Origin of the sequence: Actinoalloteichus spitiensis RMV-1378 (assembly GCF_000239155.1) — a bacterium.
Taxonomy (GTDB): Bacteria; Actinomycetota; Actinomycetes; order Mycobacteriales; family Pseudonocardiaceae; genus Actinoalloteichus_B; species Actinoalloteichus_B spitiensis.
Window position 1 is genome coordinate 1 of the sequence record NZ_AGVX02000126.1, and the last position, 18,022, is coordinate 18,022.

15 protein-coding genes are annotated in these 18,022 nt (G+C 73.8%); 6 read left to right on the forward strand and 9 right to left on the reverse strand.

Going from position 1 to position 18,022, the window contains the following annotated elements; all coding sequences use genetic code 11:
* The coding region (locus ACTIDRAF_RS0206520; protein ID WP_016697915.1) for an IMP dehydrogenase at positions 1 to 618 on the forward strand (618 nt) is incomplete at its 5' end.
* A gap of 27 nt (positions 619 to 645) precedes the next feature.
* Here ACTIDRAF_RS0206520 and ACTIDRAF_RS27570 read toward each other — a convergent pair.
* The 3 genes from ACTIDRAF_RS27570 to ACTIDRAF_RS27580 are packed head-to-tail and all read right to left on the reverse strand — an operon-like array spanning position 646 to position 3,850.
* Entirely contained in the window at positions 646 to 2,124 is a 1,479-nt protein-coding gene (locus tag ACTIDRAF_RS27570) for an aldehyde dehydrogenase family protein (RefSeq protein ID WP_169533957.1), read from the reverse strand.
* 50 nt (positions 2,125 to 2,174) lie between these two features.
* Complete coding sequence (locus tag ACTIDRAF_RS27575) at positions 2,175 to 2,387, reverse strand: hypothetical protein (protein WP_016697917.1); 213 nt, start codon at positions 2,385 to 2,387, stop codon at positions 2,175 to 2,177.
* A complete protein-coding gene (locus tag ACTIDRAF_RS27580) occupies positions 2,384 to 3,850 on the reverse strand; it encodes a PspC domain-containing protein (protein WP_016697918.1) in 1,467 nt (488 codons plus the stop codon). Before ACTIDRAF_RS27580 ends, ACTIDRAF_RS27575 begins: the two co-directional genes overlap by 4 nt.
* Before the next feature lie 207 nt (positions 3,851 to 4,057).
* Between ACTIDRAF_RS27580 and ACTIDRAF_RS0206540 the strand changes: the two genes are divergently transcribed.
* Both ACTIDRAF_RS0206540 and ACTIDRAF_RS0206545 read left to right on the forward strand, forming a co-directional pair.
* The gene (locus tag ACTIDRAF_RS0206540) at positions 4,058 to 5,485 is read left to right on the forward strand and encodes an ATP-binding protein (RefSeq protein WP_085944819.1); all 1,428 of its coding nucleotides are present in this window, start codon (positions 4,058 to 4,060) and stop codon (positions 5,483 to 5,485) included.
* Positions 5,486 to 5,535: 50 nt separating this feature from the next.
* Positions 5,536 to 6,222 (forward strand): response regulator, encoded by a 687-nt coding sequence (locus ACTIDRAF_RS0206545; protein WP_016697920.1) that lies wholly within the window; start codon positions 5,536 to 5,538, stop codon positions 6,220 to 6,222.
* A 117-nt stretch (positions 6,223 to 6,339) separates the two neighbouring features.
* Here ACTIDRAF_RS0206545 and ACTIDRAF_RS0206550 read toward each other — a convergent pair whose 3' ends face one another.
* The 5 genes from ACTIDRAF_RS0206550 to ACTIDRAF_RS0206570 all read right to left on the reverse strand — a co-directional run bounded on the left by ACTIDRAF_RS0206550 (position 6,340) and on the right by ACTIDRAF_RS0206570 (position 11,249).
* A complete protein-coding gene (locus ACTIDRAF_RS0206550; RefSeq protein ID WP_016697921.1) occupies positions 6,340 to 8,115 on the reverse strand; it encodes a serine/threonine-protein kinase in 1,776 nt (591 codons plus the stop codon).
* Positions 8,116 to 8,273: 158 nt separating this feature from the next.
* On the reverse strand, positions 8,274 to 8,993 hold the full coding sequence (locus tag ACTIDRAF_RS0206555; protein ID WP_157162889.1) for a hypothetical protein: 720 nt from the start codon (positions 8,991 to 8,993) through the stop codon (positions 8,274 to 8,276).
* A 158-nt stretch (positions 8,994 to 9,151) separates the two neighbouring features.
* Positions 9,152 to 10,042, reverse strand: a complete 891-nt coding sequence (locus tag ACTIDRAF_RS0206560) for a hypothetical protein (protein ID WP_157162890.1) — start codon at positions 10,040 to 10,042, stop codon at positions 9,152 to 9,154.
* Positions 10,043 to 10,121: 79 nt separating this feature from the next.
* On the reverse strand, positions 10,122 to 10,856 hold the full coding sequence (locus ACTIDRAF_RS0206565) for a PIG-L deacetylase family protein (protein ID WP_052168726.1): 735 nt from the start codon (positions 10,854 to 10,856) through the stop codon (positions 10,122 to 10,124).
* A 90-nt stretch (positions 10,857 to 10,946) separates the two neighbouring features.
* On the reverse strand, positions 10,947 to 11,249 hold the full coding sequence (locus ACTIDRAF_RS0206570) for a hypothetical protein (protein WP_039786124.1): 303 nt from the start codon (positions 11,247 to 11,249) through the stop codon (positions 10,947 to 10,949).
* A gap of 87 nt (positions 11,250 to 11,336) precedes the next feature.
* Here ACTIDRAF_RS0206570 and ACTIDRAF_RS0206575 point away from each other — a divergent pair, with 87 nt between their 5' ends.
* On the forward strand, positions 11,337 to 12,494 hold the full coding sequence (locus ACTIDRAF_RS0206575; RefSeq protein WP_016697926.1) for an arginase family protein: 1,158 nt from the start codon (positions 11,337 to 11,339) through the stop codon (positions 12,492 to 12,494).
* Between the two features lie 24 nt (positions 12,495 to 12,518).
* Here ACTIDRAF_RS0206575 and ACTIDRAF_RS0206580 read toward each other — a convergent pair whose 3' ends face one another.
* Positions 12,519 to 12,821 carry a chorismate mutase gene (locus tag ACTIDRAF_RS0206580; RefSeq protein WP_016697927.1) on the reverse strand — a complete coding sequence of 101 codons (303 nt, stop codon included), beginning with the start codon at positions 12,819 to 12,821 and terminating at the stop codon, positions 12,519 to 12,521.
* A gap of 342 nt (positions 12,822 to 13,163) precedes the next feature.
* On the opposite strand from ACTIDRAF_RS0206580, the gene pcrA reads away from it, so the two are divergent.
* Both pcrA and ACTIDRAF_RS27585 read left to right on the forward strand, forming a co-directional pair.
* Entirely contained in the window at positions 13,164 to 15,656 is a 2,493-nt protein-coding gene (pcrA, locus tag ACTIDRAF_RS0206585; protein WP_016697928.1) for a DNA helicase PcrA, read from the forward strand.
* 449 nt (positions 15,657 to 16,105) lie between these two features.
* Complete coding sequence (locus ACTIDRAF_RS27585; RefSeq protein WP_211215281.1) at positions 16,106 to 17,455, forward strand: MFS transporter; 1,350 nt, start codon at positions 16,106 to 16,108, stop codon at positions 17,453 to 17,455.
* Positions 17,456 to 18,022: the final 567 nt, after the last annotated feature.

The window sequence follows — 18,022 nt, forward strand, 5'->3', positions numbered from 1 at the left end:
CCCGCGGGGGGGGGGGGGGGGGGGGGGGAGCCGCTGAACCTCAAGCGGTTCATCGGCGACCTCGACGTTCCGGTGATCGCGGGCGGTGTCGGCGACTACCGCACCGCGATGCACCTGATGCGCACGGGCGCCGCCGGGGTGATCGTCGGGTTCGGCGACTCCTCGGCGACGACCACCACCCAGACGCTGGGCATCGGCGTTCCGATGGCCACCGCGATCGCGGACGCGGCGTCGGCGCGTCGCGACTACCTGGACGAGACCGGCGGGCGGTACGTGCACGTCCTCGCCGACGGCGGAATCCGCAACTCGGGTGACATCGCCAAGGCGATCGCCTGCGGCGCGGACGCCGTCGTGCTGGGTGAGTCGTTGGCCACCGCCTCCGAGGCGCCGGCCCAGGGCTACTACTGGACCGCGGCGGGGGCGCACCCGTCGCTGCCCCGGAGCGACCTCTACCCGTCGTTGAACCCGCCGCACGACCTGGAGACCCTGTTGTTCGGGCCGTCCTCGGAGCCGTACGGGACGGTGAACCTGTTCGGCGCCCTCCGGCGTGCGATGGCGAAGACCGGTTACTCCGACCTCAAGGAGTTCCAGAAGGTCGGCCTGACGGTTCGGCGCTGACCGCCCCAGGGGGACCCGGTGCGGTGGTCAGCCGAGCCACCCACCGGTCCCGCCCCGGAGGACCAGGCGGCGTTCCACGGTGAGGGCCTCGACCGCCGCGTCCAGCGCGGACCGGGCGGCCGTCTCCGCCGCGTCGAAGGCGGCGAGCGGCCACACGGACGGGAGCCCGCCGACCACGACCTCCGCCGCCGGGCCCCGGGTGAGGGCGGTGAGAGCCGGGCCGAACCGGCGGGTGAACACCGCCAGTCGGCCGGGCGCGGACCGGGTCACGGTGTCCGTGGCGGCCGCGTCGTCCTCGGCTTCCGCGACCAACAGCACCGGGCCGAGCGGGGCGGGCTCGGACCACACGTCGGACCGGGGCGGCATGGAGCTGAGGACGGTGGGTTCGAGGACGCCCCCGTCGCGTCGACCACCGGCTCGCAGCACGGCTCCCGCCGACACGGCGCGTTCGACCCAGCGCTGCGCGGTCCGGGCCGCCAGCTCGTCGCCGAGCGGCCCCACCTCCACCGCCGGGTCATGGGGGCTGCCCGTGGTGAGTGCGCCGGTCGTGGTCACGATGCGGCGCACGAGGTCCTCGGCGGAGGCGGCGGGCACGACCACCCGCCGGACGGAGGCGGCGGACCGACCGGCCTGGGCCATCGCCCCGTCCACCACGAGCCTGGCGACCACGTCGAGGTCGGCCGGGGACGACCAGTCCGCCGCCACCAGCACCGCCGTGTCCCCCGGGCCGTCGGGGCGGGCGGGGCCCAGCCGGGGGAACCCGTCCCCGTCGGGGACGGCGGGCGCCAGAACGCGGACGTGCTGGTCCCAACCGAGTTCAGGGAGCCTGGCCGGTTCGAGGGGAAGTACGGACAGCTCACCCCTCGGCAGTTCCGTGGAGGCGAACAGTTCTCCGACGAGCAGGGCGGACAACGGTGTCGCGGGTGGGGGAGCGAGCAGGAGCGGCGCTCCCACGACGACCGCGGCCGTCGCCCAGGTTACCGCGCTGAGCAGCGGATCGTCCGAGGACACCAGCCCGAGCGCCGGGCCGGCGGGGAGCCGGCGGCTGACCACCACCTCGCCGTGGCCGTGCCACCGGGACCCGGTGCCGGCCGTCCCGTGGTTGGCGGCGGCGCTGGCCGCCGCCCCGGCCCGCAGGACGGCGACGGCGTGTTCGACCTCGGCCCTGGCCCACGTCAACGGTTTGCCGCTTTCGGCGGTGACGGTCTCGGCGGTGTCCTCGGCCTCGGAGACCAGCCGCCGCGCGACCAGCTCCAGCACCCTGGCGCGCTCGGCCGGGCCGAAGGCGTGCGACCGGTCGTGGGCCGAGGCGGCCAGGGTGATCGCTGTCCGCACCTGCTCGTCGTCCGGGATCGAGACCGTCGCCACCTCGCTGCCGTCGTAGGGGTGGGACACCGGCTGGTCGCCCGCCCGCCCCGGTTCCTCCGTCCCGGCGAGCCAGCACCCCCGGGGGGTGGGGGTCACGGCCGGCGAGTCGGGGTCGGGGAACGAATCCGCGTTGCTCACGCCCACACGGTAACGGCACCATCACGGGGTGTCGTGCGGTGCGCGGCCCGTCACCCCCGCCCGTTCCGGGAGCGCAGGGACAGCGCCAGGATCAGCACTCCGACGAAGACCGCCACCGCGGCCAGGCCCACACGCAGGTCGTTGGTGCCCAGGTACCTGGCTCCGCCGCCGAGCGCGTAGGCGGCGACACCCAGGGTGGCCAGTCCCGCGATCAGCGTCCCCAGGTCGACACCCCGCCGACGGACGTTCTTCCCACTGCTCACCGCACGACCTCCAGGGTTCCCATCCCGATGTGGACCTCCAGGTCGAGGACGCCGGACTCCGGCTCGTCGACGGTGTCCACGGTGCTGACCCGCTCGACCAGGTTGGTGCCGTTGGACTCGGTCCCCAGGCAGGACTGGTTGCCGAGGTTGACGCTGCACGTGACGTTGACGGGCAGCTCCGGGGGCAGGAGGACCCGGGCGTCCCCGGCCATGCCGACCTCGACCCTGGTTCGCACCGTCTCCCCGTCCGGGACGGTCAGCTCGGAGAGGTCGAGGTCGATTCGCCCGGTCGAGAGCAGGTACTCCTCGCGCAGCTGGCTGACCTCGGAGACGGTCCACATGTGGTTGCCGGCCCCCTGCCAGGCGGACGCCGGGGGCAGAACGAGACCGGCCAGCAGCGTCAGCACCGCGAGGGGCCCGGCCACCCAGATCAGCCCCCGGCCGCCCCGCACGAAGGCACCCACCACGAGTCCGGCGCCGAGCACGGCGAGCACGGCACCGGTCAGGTGCAGCCAACCCCAGCTCAGCCCGGGCCCGTCCAGGATGCCGATCGCCAGCACGACCAAGGCGGCGGCCAGGGTGATCGGGGTGACCTTGGACCGTCGGGCCGGCTCGGCGGGTGGCTCCTCCTCGCGTTCGGCCAGACCCGTACCGGGGTCAGGGAGGTCCCAGGCGAACGGAGCGACGCCCAACGGGTCCCAGTCCGGGGGGCCGCCGTGGACGGTGTCCGTCCCGGAGCCCGGTCCGGGGGCGGAGCCGGATCCCGTCCTCGGCTCGTAGTCGGCGGTGTCCTCGGCGGAGGGAGGAGGCGGCGGCGCGGTGCCCGCCGTGGTCGTCCCCGTCGCGTGCATGTTCGATGCCGACCAGGCCCGCCAACCCGGGTCGGCCGCGGCCGCGCCCAGCGTGGTGGTCGGCTGGCGCTCGTCCCCCGGGCGCTGGCGGTGGAGCAGGAACAGCGCACCGCCTCCCAGGGCCAGCCCCGTGACGAGGGTCAGCGTGCTGTTGTTCAACATGATGATCGTGCTGATCACGATCAGCGCCCCCAGGGCGATCGGCATACCGGGGGAGGAACTGGTGGAACCGCGGCCGAGCAGCGACTCGGCGGGGGCGGCCTCGTCACCCTCCTGGGCGAGCAGGAGCCACCCCAGCAGGTACAGGACCAGACCGGCCCCGCCGATCGTGGCGAGCACGACGAACCCGACCCGGGCCAGGATCGGGTCGATCTGGTAGCGGCGGGCGATCCCGGAGGCGACACCCGCGATCTTGCGGTTGTCCACCGGGCGGTCCGGTCGGGTCCGCCACATCTCGCGGAGGACCTCCTCGACGCCCTGGTCGCCGCGCCTGGGCGGTCGGGCGCCCGAGGACGCCCCGGGAGCATGGGTGAACGGAGCCGCCCCTCGGTGGTCCTCACCCGCCGTGGAGCCGCCGGGCTGGCCACCCGGCCCCCGCTCGGAGTAGTTCACTGCGATGCACCGTCCCCTCGTTCGTTGCCGCCGGGTGGCCGCGGGAGCACCTGGTTCCGCTGACGTCCGTGGCTGCCCGCCGGCTGACCCCATGGTCGCCCGGGGGGCGCCGCCAGCACATCAGGGTGCTCCCTGAAAGGGTCCCGGAGGGCCCGGGGCGGGAACGGGGGTGCACCCCCGATGACCGGGGGGAGCCCCGGTGTGACGATGGGTCCCGTGGCCGCTCAGCTGAACAGCAATCCGGACGTTCGGTCGGACGCCGCGGACGAACCGCGTACCCACCGCGCCGCGTCCCAGCCGCCCCACGGCGGTGCCCCCTCGAGCAGGGAGCACCCCGCGAGCCGGGTGCCGTTGCGCCGGAGACGGTCGGCGCGGGCACTGGCCGGGGTCGCGGGCGGGGTCGCCGACCACCTCGGCGTCAAGGTGCTCTGGGTCCGCGCCTTCTTCGCGCTGCTCACGGTGTGGAACGGTGTCGGTCTGCTCGCTTACGCCCTGCTGTGGGCCTTCATCCCGCAGCGGCCGGTGGACACCGGGAAGGACCCGTCGTCCAGCGAGCGCCAGCAGACCGTCGCCGTCGTCATGCTGGGTATCGGCGCGTTGGTCGCCGCCGGCTCCTTCGGCAGCATGTTCGTGGTCCCGCTGCTGGTCGTGCTCGTCGGCGGAGCGGTGGTGTGGCGGGAGGCCGACGACGCGCAGCGCCGGCGTTGGGCGGCCGGCGCGCGCTCGGGCATGCGGGGGGTCTTCGTCGGGCAGGGCGGGCGTTCCGCCCTGGCCCGGACCCTGGCCGGGTCCGCACTGGTCGTCACCGGCATCGCGCTGTTCCTGGTCGGCAGCCTCGACCTCAACCAGCTCCAGTTCGGCCTCCTCGCGGTGATCGCCACCCTCGCCGGGGCCGCCGTGCTCACCGTGCCCTGGTGGTTGCGGACGGTTCGGGCGCTGGACGAGGAGCGGCGGGCGCGGATCCGCTCCCAGGAGCGGGCGGAGATCGCAGCCCACCTGCACGACTCGGTACTCCAGACCCTGGCGTTGATCCAGAAGCAGGCCGAGGACACCAAGGAGGTGCGGCGGCTCGCCCGCAGCCAGGAACGGCAGCTCCGCGGCTGGTTGTACGGGCCGTCGGGTTACGGACGCGGGGGCAGCGGCGGGTCGGCGGCGGGGCCGCAGAGCCCCACCGGGTCGGCGTCGCCCGCCGCCGACCCCACCGACAGCGCTTCGGCGGCTCCCCACAGCCCCGTCGGCAGGTCGCTGTCGGAGGTCATCGCCGAGGCCTGCGGCGAGGTGGAGGACACCTTCGCCATCAAGGTGCAGCAGGTGGTGGTCGGCGACTGCGTGCTGGACGAGCGGATCGCCGCCGCCGTCTCCGCGACCAGGGAGGCCGTCGTCAACGCGGCGAAGCACGCCGAGGTCGGTGAGGTCAGCGTGTACGTGGAGGTCGAACCCAGCCAGGTGGAGTTCTTCGTGCGGGACCGGGGGAAGGGCTTCGACCAGGAGGCGGTGCCGGCGGACCGGCACGGCGTCGCCGACTCGATCCGAGGCAGGATGGAGCGCAACGGCGGGAGCGCCAGGATTCGGACCGCGCCCGGGGAGGGCACGGAGGTCCAACTGCGGGTGCCCCGGGACGCGAACAGGCAGTAGACGCGGTACCGCCGGCACGGACGGCGGGCCGGCGAGGTGGAGGCGACCACATGAACAGCAGCGAACAGACGCCGACCAGCGGACGTGAGCCCGTCCGGGTCTTCCTGGTCGACGACCACGCGCTGTTCCGCACCGGGGTGCGGGCCGAACTGGAGCGGGCGGGCGACGCCGTCACGGTGGTGGGGGAGGCGGGGTCGGTGGCCGAGGCGGTGGCCGGTGTCGCCCACTACCAACCGGACGTCGTGCTGCTGGACGTGCACATGCCCGACGGGGGCGGCGCGGAGGTGCTGCGCAGGGTCCGCTCCACGCGGTCCTCCGTGGTGTTCCTCGCCCTGTCCGTCTCGGACGCCGCCGAGGACGTGATCGCCGTGATCCGCGCGGGCGCCCGGGGGTACGTCACGAAGACGATCTCGGCCCGGGAGTTGGTCGACGCGGTGGTGCGGGTCCGCAACGGGGACGCCGTCTTCTCACCCCGGCTCGCGGGTTTCGTGTTGGACGCCTTCGCCGACCGCCCCGGCGCGCCGCCCATCAGTGACCCCGAGCTGGACCTGCTGACTCCCCGCGAGCGTGAGGTGCTCAGGCTGTTGGCGCGGGGGTACGCCTACAAGGAGATCGCGTCCGAGCTGTTCATCTCGGTCAAGACCGTCGAGACGCACGTGTCCAGCGTGCTGCGCAAGACCCAGCTGTCCAACCGCTACGAGCTGTCCCGGTGGGCCAGCGACCGCCGGCTGATCTGACCCGGCCGGACGAGGTGCCGACCGACCGGTGGCGGTGCGAGGGGGCGCCGGCGGTGCCGGGGGCGTCCGGCGTCGCCCACGCCGCGCCGAGGCGGGCGCCCTCCCTGCCCGCCGGGCTCACACCGGGTGCGAGTCGGCGATCAACAACCGCCCGTCGATCTCCTCGAAGTACAGGCGCACGGTCTCGTTCGACCGGCGGCCGTGCTCCTTCATCTCGTACCGCACCTTGATGTCGACGGTGCCGTCGCCGTTGTAGCGGGGGTTGCCCCGGATGTCGACGTCCTCCACCGAGCCCCACCAGTTCCGGTAGCTCTCGGGGTCGTTCTGGGCGGAGGGGGCGAGCAGCAGCCAGGCGTCCTCGACGTCGTCGGGCAGCAAGTCGTAGTAGTCCTCGGCGGCGTCCTCGTACCGCTCGGCGATGTCCTCGGGGTCCTCCGGCTCCTCGGCCTCCTCGGTCTCCTCGACACGGTTCGCCTCCGTCGTCGGCGGTGGCTCCGGAGCCGTCTCCTCGGTGGTCGTCTCCTCCGTGGTCTCCGGCGGCGCCTCGGGTTCGGCTGGTTCCGAGGTCGCGGAGACCTCCAGGGAGGCCTCCGCACCGGTGAGCCGTCCGTCGGTGCCGGCGTCGATCGAGTCATCGCTGTTGTCGAAGATCACGCTCGCCAGCAGCACGCCGATGAGGGCGGCGGCGACGACGGCGATCCCGGTCAGCGCCATCGCCCTGCGGCGCGACGTGACGTCCGGAGGCGGGGCGGAGCCCTGGCTGGTCGCGGTGGGCGGTGGGCCGGGGCGCGCCGGGGAGTGCGCCTGGTGGGCCCGTTCCCGGGGTGGACCGCCGTGCGGGGTGTGCTGGGCGGGTGGGGGCGGGTCGTCGGCGAACGGGTTCGGCCCCACCCTGGTGGGCTCGGGCCTGGCCGGCCTCGGCGGGTCGGTCCGGGGCCCCTGCTGACCGTTCGCGGGCGGGACCGGTGTGGTCGCGGCGGCGGCGATCGGCCCCGGCTGCCGGGCGGGGCCCCCGTTCCCCGCCGTCGTTCCGGGCGGGGAGGAGGGCATCGCCGTCGCCGGAACCGGCTGGCCGGTGGCGACGGCGTGCAGCCCTTCCCGCACCTGCGCCATCGTCGGCCGTTCGATCGGTTCCGCTCGCAGCAACCGCATCATCAGCGCGGTCAGCGGTCCCGCGTGGCGCGGCGGGTTCACCCGGCCGGCGGCGACCATGTGGAGCAGGGCGAGGGTGTTCTCGTGCACCCCGAAGGGCGGTTCGCCCTCCACCGCCGCGTAGAGCGTCGCCCCGAGGGAGAACACGTCGGCCGCGAACCCCGGGTCGTACCCCTTGGCCACCTCGGGAGCGAGGTAGGCGGGCGTGCCGGCGAGCATTCCCGTCTTGGTGACCGTGACGTCGCCGGTCGCGCGGGAGATGCCGAAGTCGGTGATCTTGACAACGCCGTGGTCGCCGAGCAGGATGTTGCCCGGTTTGATGTCGCGGTGCACGATTCCCGCGGCGTGGGCGGCCGCGAGCGCCGCGGCCACCTGCTCGCCGATGCGGGCGACCTCCCTCGGGGGAAGGGTGCCCTGCTCCGAGAGCACGGCGGCGAGGCTGCTGGAGGGCAGGTACTCCATGATCAGGCAGGGCTGGCCCTCGGAGTCCTCGGCGACGTCGTAGACGGCGATGGCGTTCTGGTGCTGGAGACGAGCCGCGATCCGGCCCTCACGCATGGCGCGCTGTCGCGCCTCCTCCGCTTCGGAGGGGCTCAGGCCACCCTGGGGAAGTAACTGCTTGATCGCGATGACCCGGCCGAGCCGCTCGTCCGCACCCTTCCAGACGACGCCCATCGCGCCGCTGCCGATGCGCTTCTCCAGCCGGTACCGTCCAGCGACCAGGCCACCCTCGTCGCTCACTGGCAGCTCCCATTCCTGCTCACCCCGCCGGGGGACCCGCGTCCCACTGGTCCCGTCGTCGTCCCGCGGCCGGTGAGCGTTCGTGTTCCATCCGTGCGTCCGCGTCCGAACCGGTGGCCGCTCGGGCCACCCGGCCGGAGAAGACACCCGGTGCGACTTTAACCCTGTTGGGCTGACACCAGTTCGACCTGAATGATCCGCCAAGGAGCCGACCCGCTCAACGAGACGAGGTGTTGGGCACGGAACCGGCCACCGTTCGGGTGCTCGATCGCGACGGTCGCCAGCACCCGCTGGCCACCACGGCGCACGGCGCTCAGCACTTCGACCGAGGATACGGCCCGCCACGCGCTGACCAGCCGGCCGGGGTCGGGCTGGGACAGTTCGGGGGCCAGCAGGTCCATCGCACGCTCGGGGTCCTCGTCGAGGAGCCGGTAGAAGAGGAGGACCAGGTCGTCCTGGCTCCGGGGGCGGCGGCTGGGCGCCCGCGGGTCGACCGTCGGCTCCCCGGCCCGCGCCGCGAGGTCTCCGATCTCATCGCCGGCGACCACAGCGTCGGAGGCCGGCCCCGGACCGGTGCTGTCCGGAGGCGACCCCGTGAGGAGGGCGGAGACCTCACCCGGGTCCAGCGCTCCCTGCCCGACCAGGCGGCGGGGCGCGGCGGGGTCGGACTCGTCCGGCGGGCGCAGGCTGGTCGTGGCGTCGGTGGCGACGACGGCTCCGAACAGGACGAGCGCCCCGGCCACCGACGCGAGGCCGTGCCGTCGCCCCTGGCGGTCCCGCGGAGCCTCGACGGGGACGGGCACGCCGTCCGGGGTGGCCTGGGCGGCCGGCCCCCCGGCGGGGTCGGCGTTGTGGAGGCTGGAGCTCGAACGCCGCACGACCCCGTCCTCGACCTCGGATACCTGTCGCCCGGTGCGCCGCACGCGACCGCGCCGGGTGTGACAGCTCTACCGCGACGGGCCGACGTGTGGCCAGGGTTCCTCCCCGGACTCACCCGTTCGTGGTGTTCGGGTGGTCGGTGCGGGGCGGCGGGGTGTCAGCCGGCGGGTCTCGGGACCACCTGGTCGTCCTCGATGAGCAGGCCGCCCACGTCGCGGAACCGGAGCTGGCGGTACTCCTTGGTCTGGCTGCCGTCCGGGCGGGTCACCACCAGGGTGGACAGCGTCGTGGCGTTGGCCGGATCGATCAGGATGTGTTCGATCGAGATGTCCCGCACGTCCTCGTACCGATCCCGCAGCGCGGGCAGGCCCGCCGCTCGCAGCCGGCCTCCCAACAACGCGTAGGCGGCCGGGAGGTCGTGCACCACCGAGTCCAGGAAGGCCACCGTCTGGTGCTTGTACTCGTCGGTGGTCACCCCGCTCGCCTGCTCGGGACGGGCCGCGGTGGTCGTCGGACCCAGCGTGCTGACCTCGGGGTCGGCCCCTGAGGAACCGGCGCCCTCGTCCGGGGTGCCGGGGGACTCCTCGGCGCCCTCGGCCTGCCCGCCACCCGCCTCGTCGTCGGGGCCCTCCGTCCGGATGCCCTCCCCCCTGTGGGAGGACGCGGAACCCTCGTGCTCCGACTGGTCCACCACCGCGGTCGGGGGGGAGGGGAAGGTCTGCCGGTCCGGACCGGGCACCAGCTCCAGCCGGGGCATCGGCTGCCCGGTGGGCACGGCGGGCAACGAGTCGATGGAGAACTCGGGACGGGGGCTGAACAGGGCAACGCTCATGCCGACGAGGCCGGTCAGCGCGGCCGCGGTGGCGATGCCCGTGAACCAGGCGGCCCGCCGCCAGGTGCGGGGCGGCGTGACGGACGCCGGCACCAGCCCCAGGTCGAACTTCTGGAGGCCATGCGGCCCGGAGTCCTCGAGGTCGGCCTCGGTCGGGCGTTCCCGGCTGGGACGCCCGCACGGCGGGCCCGCCCCCCGCACGCGACGCCCGGCCACGCCTGGCCGGAGCCGATGCCGACCGCCGCCTGGGTCAACCTCACCGCCCATGTCCTCGCCGCCCCTCTCGTTGCCCGGTTCAGCCGACGTCGACCAGCTGGAAGACCTCCGCGAGCTGGTCGGCGCCGAGCCCGTGGGCCCGGCCGTTGGCCGCGAGCTCGGCGCGGAGCCACGTCTCCAGGTCGGCCAGGTGGCTGGTCTGGGAGGCGTGCGCGCGCAACGCGGCCATCTTGTGGGGGAAGGTCTCGGTGATGTCGACGGCGTGGTTGACCCGCTCCGGGGGAGCCTCGGTCAGCCACAGCTCCCGGACCGTCCACGCCGCGAGTCCGGCGGAGGCGAGCTCCGGGTGTGCGTACTGGTTCCGGGAGTCCGGGTAGACGGCGGCGACGGTGGCCTCGCCGACGGCGCGGTGGTCCGGGTGCGAGACGGCCAGCCGAGCCCAGTTGATCTCCGGCGAGTGGGTCACGACCCGGTCCGGACGCACGGTCCGGATCACCCGGGTGATGTCCCGGCGGAGAGCGGGGCTCGGCGTCACCGTGCCGTCGTGGTAGCCCAGGAAGGTCACGTCGGTGACCCCGACCTCCGCCGCCGCGGCGCGCTGTTCCCGCTCGCGGAGCGCGGGTACCTGGCTGCGGGGCAGGGCGGCCACCTCACCGGCCTGCCCGGAGGTGCAGACGCAGTAGGAGACCTCGACGCCCGCCGCGCGCCAGGACGCGACGGTGCCGGCGGCCCCGAAGTCGACGTCGTCCGGGTGTGCCGTGACGACGAGCACCCGGGCGACCCTCGCCCCCGCTGTTCTCGTCCCGGTGCTCACTTGAGCAAGAGTACGACGCGGGCGGGGAGACTCCGGAGAGGGGTCGGTCGACTACTCGCCGCCACCGCCGGGGTGGGGTGGCGGGGCTGTTCAGCTGCGGTAGCGTTCGCGGACGGCGGTGAGCTGCTTCGTCGCGGCGAGGCCGGTGCCGGCGCCGACGATGATGGCCAGCACGTCCACGAACCCGCTTCCGGTGCTGAACAGGAGCCCGAGGAGCCCGGCGCCGACCAGGCCACCGGCCATGGGCATGCGGCTGCGCACGAACTCGGCGACCGGGCCGCCGCCGGCCCGTTTCTTGGCCGCCGACCCGAGCAGGGCCAGGTAGCCACCATGGGCGACGGCGGCCAACAGGCCGACCAACGCCACCACACCAGCAATCAGATCCAGGACCATGGTGACCAGTCTGCCTGCCCGGAGCCCCGCGAGGCCATCAGTGATGTCCCCGAGATTCCGCGGGCGGACCGGACGGACGGGAGGCGGATGACCGAGACGTCGGGAACGACCCGGGACGAACTGGACCTCTTCTGGGACGAGGCCTGCCTGGACCACGACCCGGGTGTCGGGCTGTGGGAGCACGCGGCGGTACCGCCCTGGCTCGACGTACCCGAGGCCCACCCCGAGTCCTCGGCCCGGTTGCGGACCTTCCGGGCAGCCCTGACGCGCGGGCCGCTCGCGGACAGGCTCCGCTGGCATGCGGGCAGGCCCGCCACGATCCCCGAGCTGCTCGCCGTGCACGAGGCGGACTACCTGCGGAGGCTGCGGGAGGCCGCGGACGGGCCCGCACCCACCGCGCTGGAACCCAACACCGTGGTGGGGCCCGGTTCCTGGCCGGCGGCCCTGTCCGCCGCCGGCTGCGCGATCGAGGCGGCCCGGTCGGCCGTGTTGCGCGGACGACCCGCCTACGCGTTGGTCCGACCGCCCGGTCACCACGCGCAGCCGAACCAGGCGGACGGGTACTGCCTGCTGAACAACCCGGCGCTCGCGGCGCGGACGGCCCTCGATCTCGGGCTCACCAGGGTGGCGGTGCTGGACTGGGACGTCCACCACGGCAACGGCACCCAGGAGATCTTCTACCGCGTTCCGGACGTCCTCACCGTCTCGCTGCACATGAGGCACGGTGCCTGGGGCCCCAGCCACCCCCAGCGGGGGACACCGGACGAGATCGGCGCCGGAGCGGGCGCCGGTCACAACGTCAACGTCGAACTGTCGTTGGGGGCGGGGGACACCGCCTACCTGCTGGCGTTCGACAGGCTGGTGGAGCCGCTGCTGCGGGAGTTCCAGCCGGACGCCCTGGTGTGCGCCTCCGGGTTCGACGGATCCGCGTTCGACCCGAACGGCCGGCACAACGTCACCCCCGCCGGGTACCGGGGTCTCGGCCTGCGGGTGCGACGGCTGGCCGACGAACTCGCGGGTGGTCGGCTGGTGCTCACCCAGGAGGGGGGTTACCTGCGCGGTTACGCGGCCCTGTGCCTCCACGCCCTGGTCGAGGGGCTGCTGGGGGAACGGGTTGGTCTGGTGGACGACCCGCTGAGCTACCTGCCGGACGACGACGAGACCAACCCGGAGCGGACGGCACGTGATCTGGGCGCGGTCCGCGCCGCCCTGGCGGACCACTGGCCCGTGTTGCGCGAGGGGTGATCGGCCGCACGGCCGCGCACGCGATCAGCCGGAGCGACCGAGGTGCCCGCGCCCCATGCGCAGCAGGGCCATCGCCAGCTCGCGCCCGTCCGGCCCGAGCTCGCGGTAGCGGGCGAGCACCGCCATCTCCCGGTTGTGCACGATGCGGGGGCCGCCGGCGGCCATCCGGGCGCGTCCGATCGTCTTGGAGACCTCAGCCCGCCGCTGCGCGAGCCGGAGTATCTCGGCGTCGAGCCGGTCGATCTCCAACCGCAGGTCGGCGACCTCGTTCTCGGTGGGGACGCGGTCGGGACTCTCGGGTGAGCTGGCCGGTACCGAGTTGTTCACGGGACTCCTCCAGGGAAGGTGTGGGCCCGGATCCGGAGCGCGCGAAGCCCCGGGTCCTGGGACTCCGGGGGCTGCGTGGTGGGGGTGCTGGCAGGTCACACGCCCACGGGCGCCGGAGTCCGGTGCCCGTAGCTAAAGTAGGAAAAGACCTGCCGCACGTCGACGAGTCTGCCACAGAACGGGACCCCGGTGGGCCCACGGGCGAGGTCCGTCGCCTGATCGGGAGCGGGTTTCCCCCGGTCAGCGGCGACACGTGGCCAGTTCCGCCCATCGTCGTGGGAGGGGAACGCGCCGGATGCGCGGTGCCTGGCCGTGGAGGTGTGGGAGTACGGTGGCTGACTGATGAGCGCGCTCTTCGACCTCTCCCCTGATGCTCCGGCCCACCACGGCCACGACCCCGCCGCCGTCCCGGAGGACCTGCTGGCGGGGCTCAACGCCCAGCAGCGGATGGCGGTGACCCACACCGGCGCGCCCCTGCTCGTGGTGGCGGGCGCCGGGTCGGGCAAGACCCGGGTGCTGACCACCAGGATCGCGTACCTGATGGCCGCCAGGGGAGTGCACCCGGGCCAGGTGCTGGCCATCACCTTCACCAACAAGGCAGCCGCCGAGATGAAGGAACGGGTGGCCGCGTTGGTCGGACGCCGGGCGAACCTGATGTGGGTGTCGACCTTCCACTCCATGTGCGCCCGGCTGCTTCGCCGGGAGTCACGCGGTCTGCGTGAGCTGCTGGAGGCCGAGGCCACCGGGGCCGGCCTCCCCGAGGTGTCGCTCAACTCGAACTTCTCGATCTACGACGGCGACGACTCCCGTCGGCTCATCACCCAGGTCAGCCGTGACCTGGAGCTGGACGCCAAGCGCTATCCGCCCCGGACCCTCGCCGTCGGGATCTCGAACCTCAAGAACGAGCTGGTCACGCCCGAGGAGGCGGCCGAGGCGGCCGGCACCGACCTGGAACGGAAGGTCGCCGACGTCTACGCCGCCTACCAGCGGCGGCTGCTGGTCGGCAACGCCCTCGACTTCGACGACCTGATCCTGCGCACGGTCCAGTTGCTCCAGCGGTTCCCCGCGATCGCCGAGTACTACCACCGCCGCTTCCGGCACGTGCTCGTCGACGAGTACCAGGACACCAACCACGCCCAGTACGTCCTGGTGCGGGAGCTGGTCGGAGGCGCGACGGTCGGGGCGGGCTCCTCCCGGTCGGGAGAGCCGGGGGAGGGGGACGACCCCGCCGTCCCGCCGGCGGAACTGTGCGTGGTCGGCGACGCCGACCAGTCCATCTACGCGTTCCGGGGCGCCACGATCCGCAACATCGAGGAGTTCGAGCGGGACTACCCCGATGCCGACACCGTCCTGCTGGAGCAGAACTACCGGTCCACGCAGACCATCCTGTCGGCGGCCAACGCCGTCATCGCCCAGAACGCCGAGCGCCGGGACAAGCGGCTGTGGACCGACGCGGGCGAAGGCGAACGCATCGTCGGCTACGTCGCCGACAACGAGCACGACGAGGCCGCGTTCGTCGCGGGTGAGATCGACCGGTTGGTGGACGCCGGTGACGTCTCCAACGGGGACATCGCCGTCTTCTACCGGACGAACAACCAGTCCCGGGTCTTCGAGGAGATCTTCATCCGGCTGGGCCTGCCCTACCGGGTCGTCGGCGGCGTGCGGTTCTACGAGCGGCGCGAGGTCCGGGACGTGCTGGCCTACCTGCGGGTGCTGGACAACCCGGACGACGCGGTGAGCCTGCGGCGGGTGCTGAACGTCCCGAAGCGCGGGATCGGGGACCGGACCCAGGAACTGGTCGCCCAGCACGCCGACCGGGAACGCGTCGGCTTCTCCGCCGCGCTCCGAGCCGCGGCACGCGGGGAGGTCGCCGAGATCAGGCCGCGCTCGCGCCGGCCGATCGCCGAGTTCGTGGAGCTGTTGGACGAGCTGCGCGCGAGCCTGGACGCGGGTGCCGACATCGCCGAGGTCACCGAGCGGATCCTCGGCTCGACCGGCTACCGGGCGGAGCTGGAGGAGAGCGACGACCCCCAGGACGCCTCCCGGCTGGACAACCTGAACGAGTTCGTCACGGTGGCGCGGGAGTTCGTCGAGCAGGCGGGGACGGCGGTCGCCGAGTCCGCCGATGAGGGCGGGGGCGAGCCCGACGGGCCGGCTCCCGGATCGCTCGCCGCCTTCCTGGAGCGGGTCGCGCTGGTCGCGGACACCGACTCCGTGCCCGAGCACGGCGAGGGCGTGGTCACCCTGATGACCCTGCACACCGCCAAGGGGCTGGAGTTCCCGGTGGTCTTCTGCACCGGCATGGAGGACGGGGTGTTCCCCCACCTGCGGGCACTGGGTGACCCGACCGAGTTGGCGGAGGAACGGCGCTTGGCCTACGTGGGCATCACCAGGGCACGGCAGCGCCTCTACGTGTCGCGGGCTCTGGTCCGGTCCGCGTGGGGACAGCCCATGACCAATCCCGCGTCGCGGTTCCTCGCGGAGATGCCCCCGGAGCTGCTGGACTGGCGCCGCACCGAGCCGGAACGGTCCGCTCCCGGCGCGGTCACCCGGTGGGGTCGTGGCTCCGACCGGGGAGGGTCGGACTCCGCGCAGGCGGGTCTGGCCGCCGGCGGCACCAGGACCACCGGGTTCGGCGGGTGGAAGCGGAGCACCGCGAGCTCGGTGGCGCTCGCGCTCGACGTCGGCGACCGGGTGAGCCACGACAAGTACGGGCTGGGGACGGTCGTCAACACCGATGGCAGTGGTCCGAGGGCGACCGCCACCATCGACTTCGGCAGCGCCGGGAAGGTGCGGCTGATGCTGATGGGCGGCGTGCCCATGACGAAGCTCTGAGAGCCGGGGCCGGCCCCGCACCTGAGCCCGGTCCCGGGCGCCCGGAGGAGCCCGCTCTGGCCCACCCGGGGTGCGCTGGCGCCGAGGGCCGTCGGGACGCACTGCGCGAACGCTGCGGTCCTCGCCGCCACGGGCGGGTCCGGGGGGCGGGTCGCGGCCGCAGGCGCGCCCGTGGCCAGTGGGTGCTCGCCGCCCTTGCCGTGGGCTTCCCGGGACGTACGGGCGGCGCGCCGGACCACCCGTGGCGGGTGCACGAGGGGCCGGGCGGGTTCGGCCGAGCGGCGGAGTGCCGTTAGGGCGATCTAGGGATCGCCAAGGTGATGGTTCCGGGGATAGTTTGGCGCGATGCTCCGTTCTGCTCCTGCCGCCCCCTCGACGTCCACGGTCCGAGTGCCCGGGCGTCGGACCCGTCAGCCGTCCCCCTCCGCCGGGTGGGCGGGGCCGGCGGCGTGCTGACGCGTCGGAGCGGCCTGGGCGGCCGGTTCTGGAGCCTGTTCGCGTCGAGCACGATGTCCAACCTCGGGGACGGGATCGGCCGGGTCGGTTTTCCGCTGCTGGCCGCGACCCTGACCCGGGACCCCGTGCTCATCGCGAGCTTCACCACGTTCGCGTTCCTGCCGTGGCTGCTGTTCGCTCTGGTCAGTGGCGCCCTGGTCGACCGGTTGGACCGCCGGCGGGTGATGATGGGCGCCAACCTGTTCCGATCGGTCGTGGTGGGCGCGCTCGCCGCCTCGGTGGTGGCGGGCGAGGCCCGGATCTGGATGCTCTACGTCGCGGCCTTCCTGCTCGGCACCGCCGAGACGCTCTACGACAGCGCGGCGAGGGCCATCCTCCCGCAGGTGGTGCGGCGGGATCAGCTGGAGGCGGGCAACGGGCGGTTGGAGGCCTCCGAGATCGCCTGCCAGAGCTTCCTCGGCGCGCCGGTGGGCAGCGCGCTCTTCGTGGTCGCTGCGGCGGGCCCCTTCCTCGCCAACTCGGTGGGCTTCCTCATCGCCGCGGTGCTGCTCTTCCTCGTGCCCGGTGCCTACCGGGTGCGGCGAGGGGAACGGGCGGAGGAGGTCGCCGGAACCGGGTCGGCACCACGATCGAAGCTCCGGCGGGAGATCGGTGAGGGGCTGCGCTGGTTGTGGCGGCACCGGTTCCTCCGGTCCCTGATGGTGCTGGTCAGCCTGGTCGGAATGGCGCAGGAAGCCGTGATGGCCCTGCTGGTGTTGTACGTCCTGGAGGAGCTGGCCCTGGGAGAGGCCGCCCTCGGGCTCTTCCTGGTGGGGGCGGGCGCTGGCGGCTTGGTGGGGGGCCTGCTCTCGGAGCGCCTGGTGCGCGGGTTCTCCCGAGGTCGGATCATCCCGCTCACCATCCTGGCGAGCGGCTGCGCGTTCGCTCTCACCGGGCTCGTGGTGGTGCCGGCGGTGTTGGCGGTCGGGTTGCTGGTGGGTGCGGCCGCCGTGACCGTGTTCAACGTGACGACCATGGTGCTGCGGCAGACGCTCATCCCGGCGGAGATGTTCGGCCGGGTGCAGGGAGCATGGCGGACCCTCGTCTGGGGCATGCTCCCGCTCGGCGCGTTGCTGGGCGGGGTGGTGGCGGCCCAGTTCGGAGTGCGGGCCCTCTACCTGGGGAGCGGGGTGCTCCAACTCGGTCTCGCGCTCGCGCTGTGGGCCGTCCTGCGAGGACACCGACAGCTGGTCGACGGCCTGGACGAGCGGGGAGGGGCGGTGGCGGCCCCGGCGTCCGGTGAGATGCCGGCGGCCCCGGACGAGGAGCCGCGTCACCAGGGGACGGCCGGCGCCGGGAGCTGATCCCCCTCGGCTCGCGGTGCGGGGCCCGGTCTGGGGGCGGACCCGGCCACTGCTCTTTTCGAGTGAATACGGCGCCGTGCTCGAACTCCCGTTCGATTTGTGTCGGAGGCTACCGGTTGACTGGGCGCTGGCCGGGTGAGCAGGTGGCCAGGATGGGATGCGGGTGTTCGGTCGACGGCGTGGTGGCGGTGAGCGAGCGGCAGCGGATCGGGGTCCGCGTGCGCTCCACATCGGGGAAGCGCCAACGCGTCGACGGCGGTTCCGGTGTCGGTCGTGGGGCGTCGGGGGCCCTGCGGCCGACACGCGGAGCCGGTTCCCGGGGGTACCAGCGATGCGTGGCTGCGGTGCCGTCCGGTGTGGTGCCGGTTCGGGTGTGGGAGGGCGCGCGAACGGGGTGGCAGGCGCCAGCAGCGGGTGCCGTTCGTCCCGCCCGGACGGACACCTCCGACGCGGGCACACCCGGTGGACCGGTCGCGGCGCGCCGGGCGTGGCGGCTGGCCCGGCAGCCCTGGGCCGCCAGCTGCCAGGAGGGCCCGAGTCCCCGGCTCCGGCCGGCGCGCCCGTGGT

Excerpts from the sequence above, each read along its gene's own strand:
- ACTIDRAF_RS0206540 (WP_085944819.1), top strand. The coding sequence starts at position 4,058 with ATGGGTCCCGTGGCCGCTCAGCTGAACAGCAATCCGGACGTTCGGTCG.
- ACTIDRAF_RS0206545 (WP_016697920.1), top strand. The coding sequence starts at position 5,536 with ATGAACAGCAGCGAACAGACGCCGACCAGCGGACGTGAGCCCGTCCGG.
- ACTIDRAF_RS0206570 (WP_039786124.1), bottom strand. The coding sequence starts at position 11,249 with ATGGTCCTGGATCTGATTGCTGGTGTGGTGGCGTTGGTCGGCCTGTTG.
- ACTIDRAF_RS0206575 (WP_016697926.1), top strand. The coding sequence starts at position 11,337 with ATGACCGAGACGTCGGGAACGACCCGGGACGAACTGGACCTCTTCTGG.
- pcrA (WP_016697928.1), top strand. The coding sequence starts at position 13,164 with ATGAGCGCGCTCTTCGACCTCTCCCCTGATGCTCCGGCCCACCACGGC.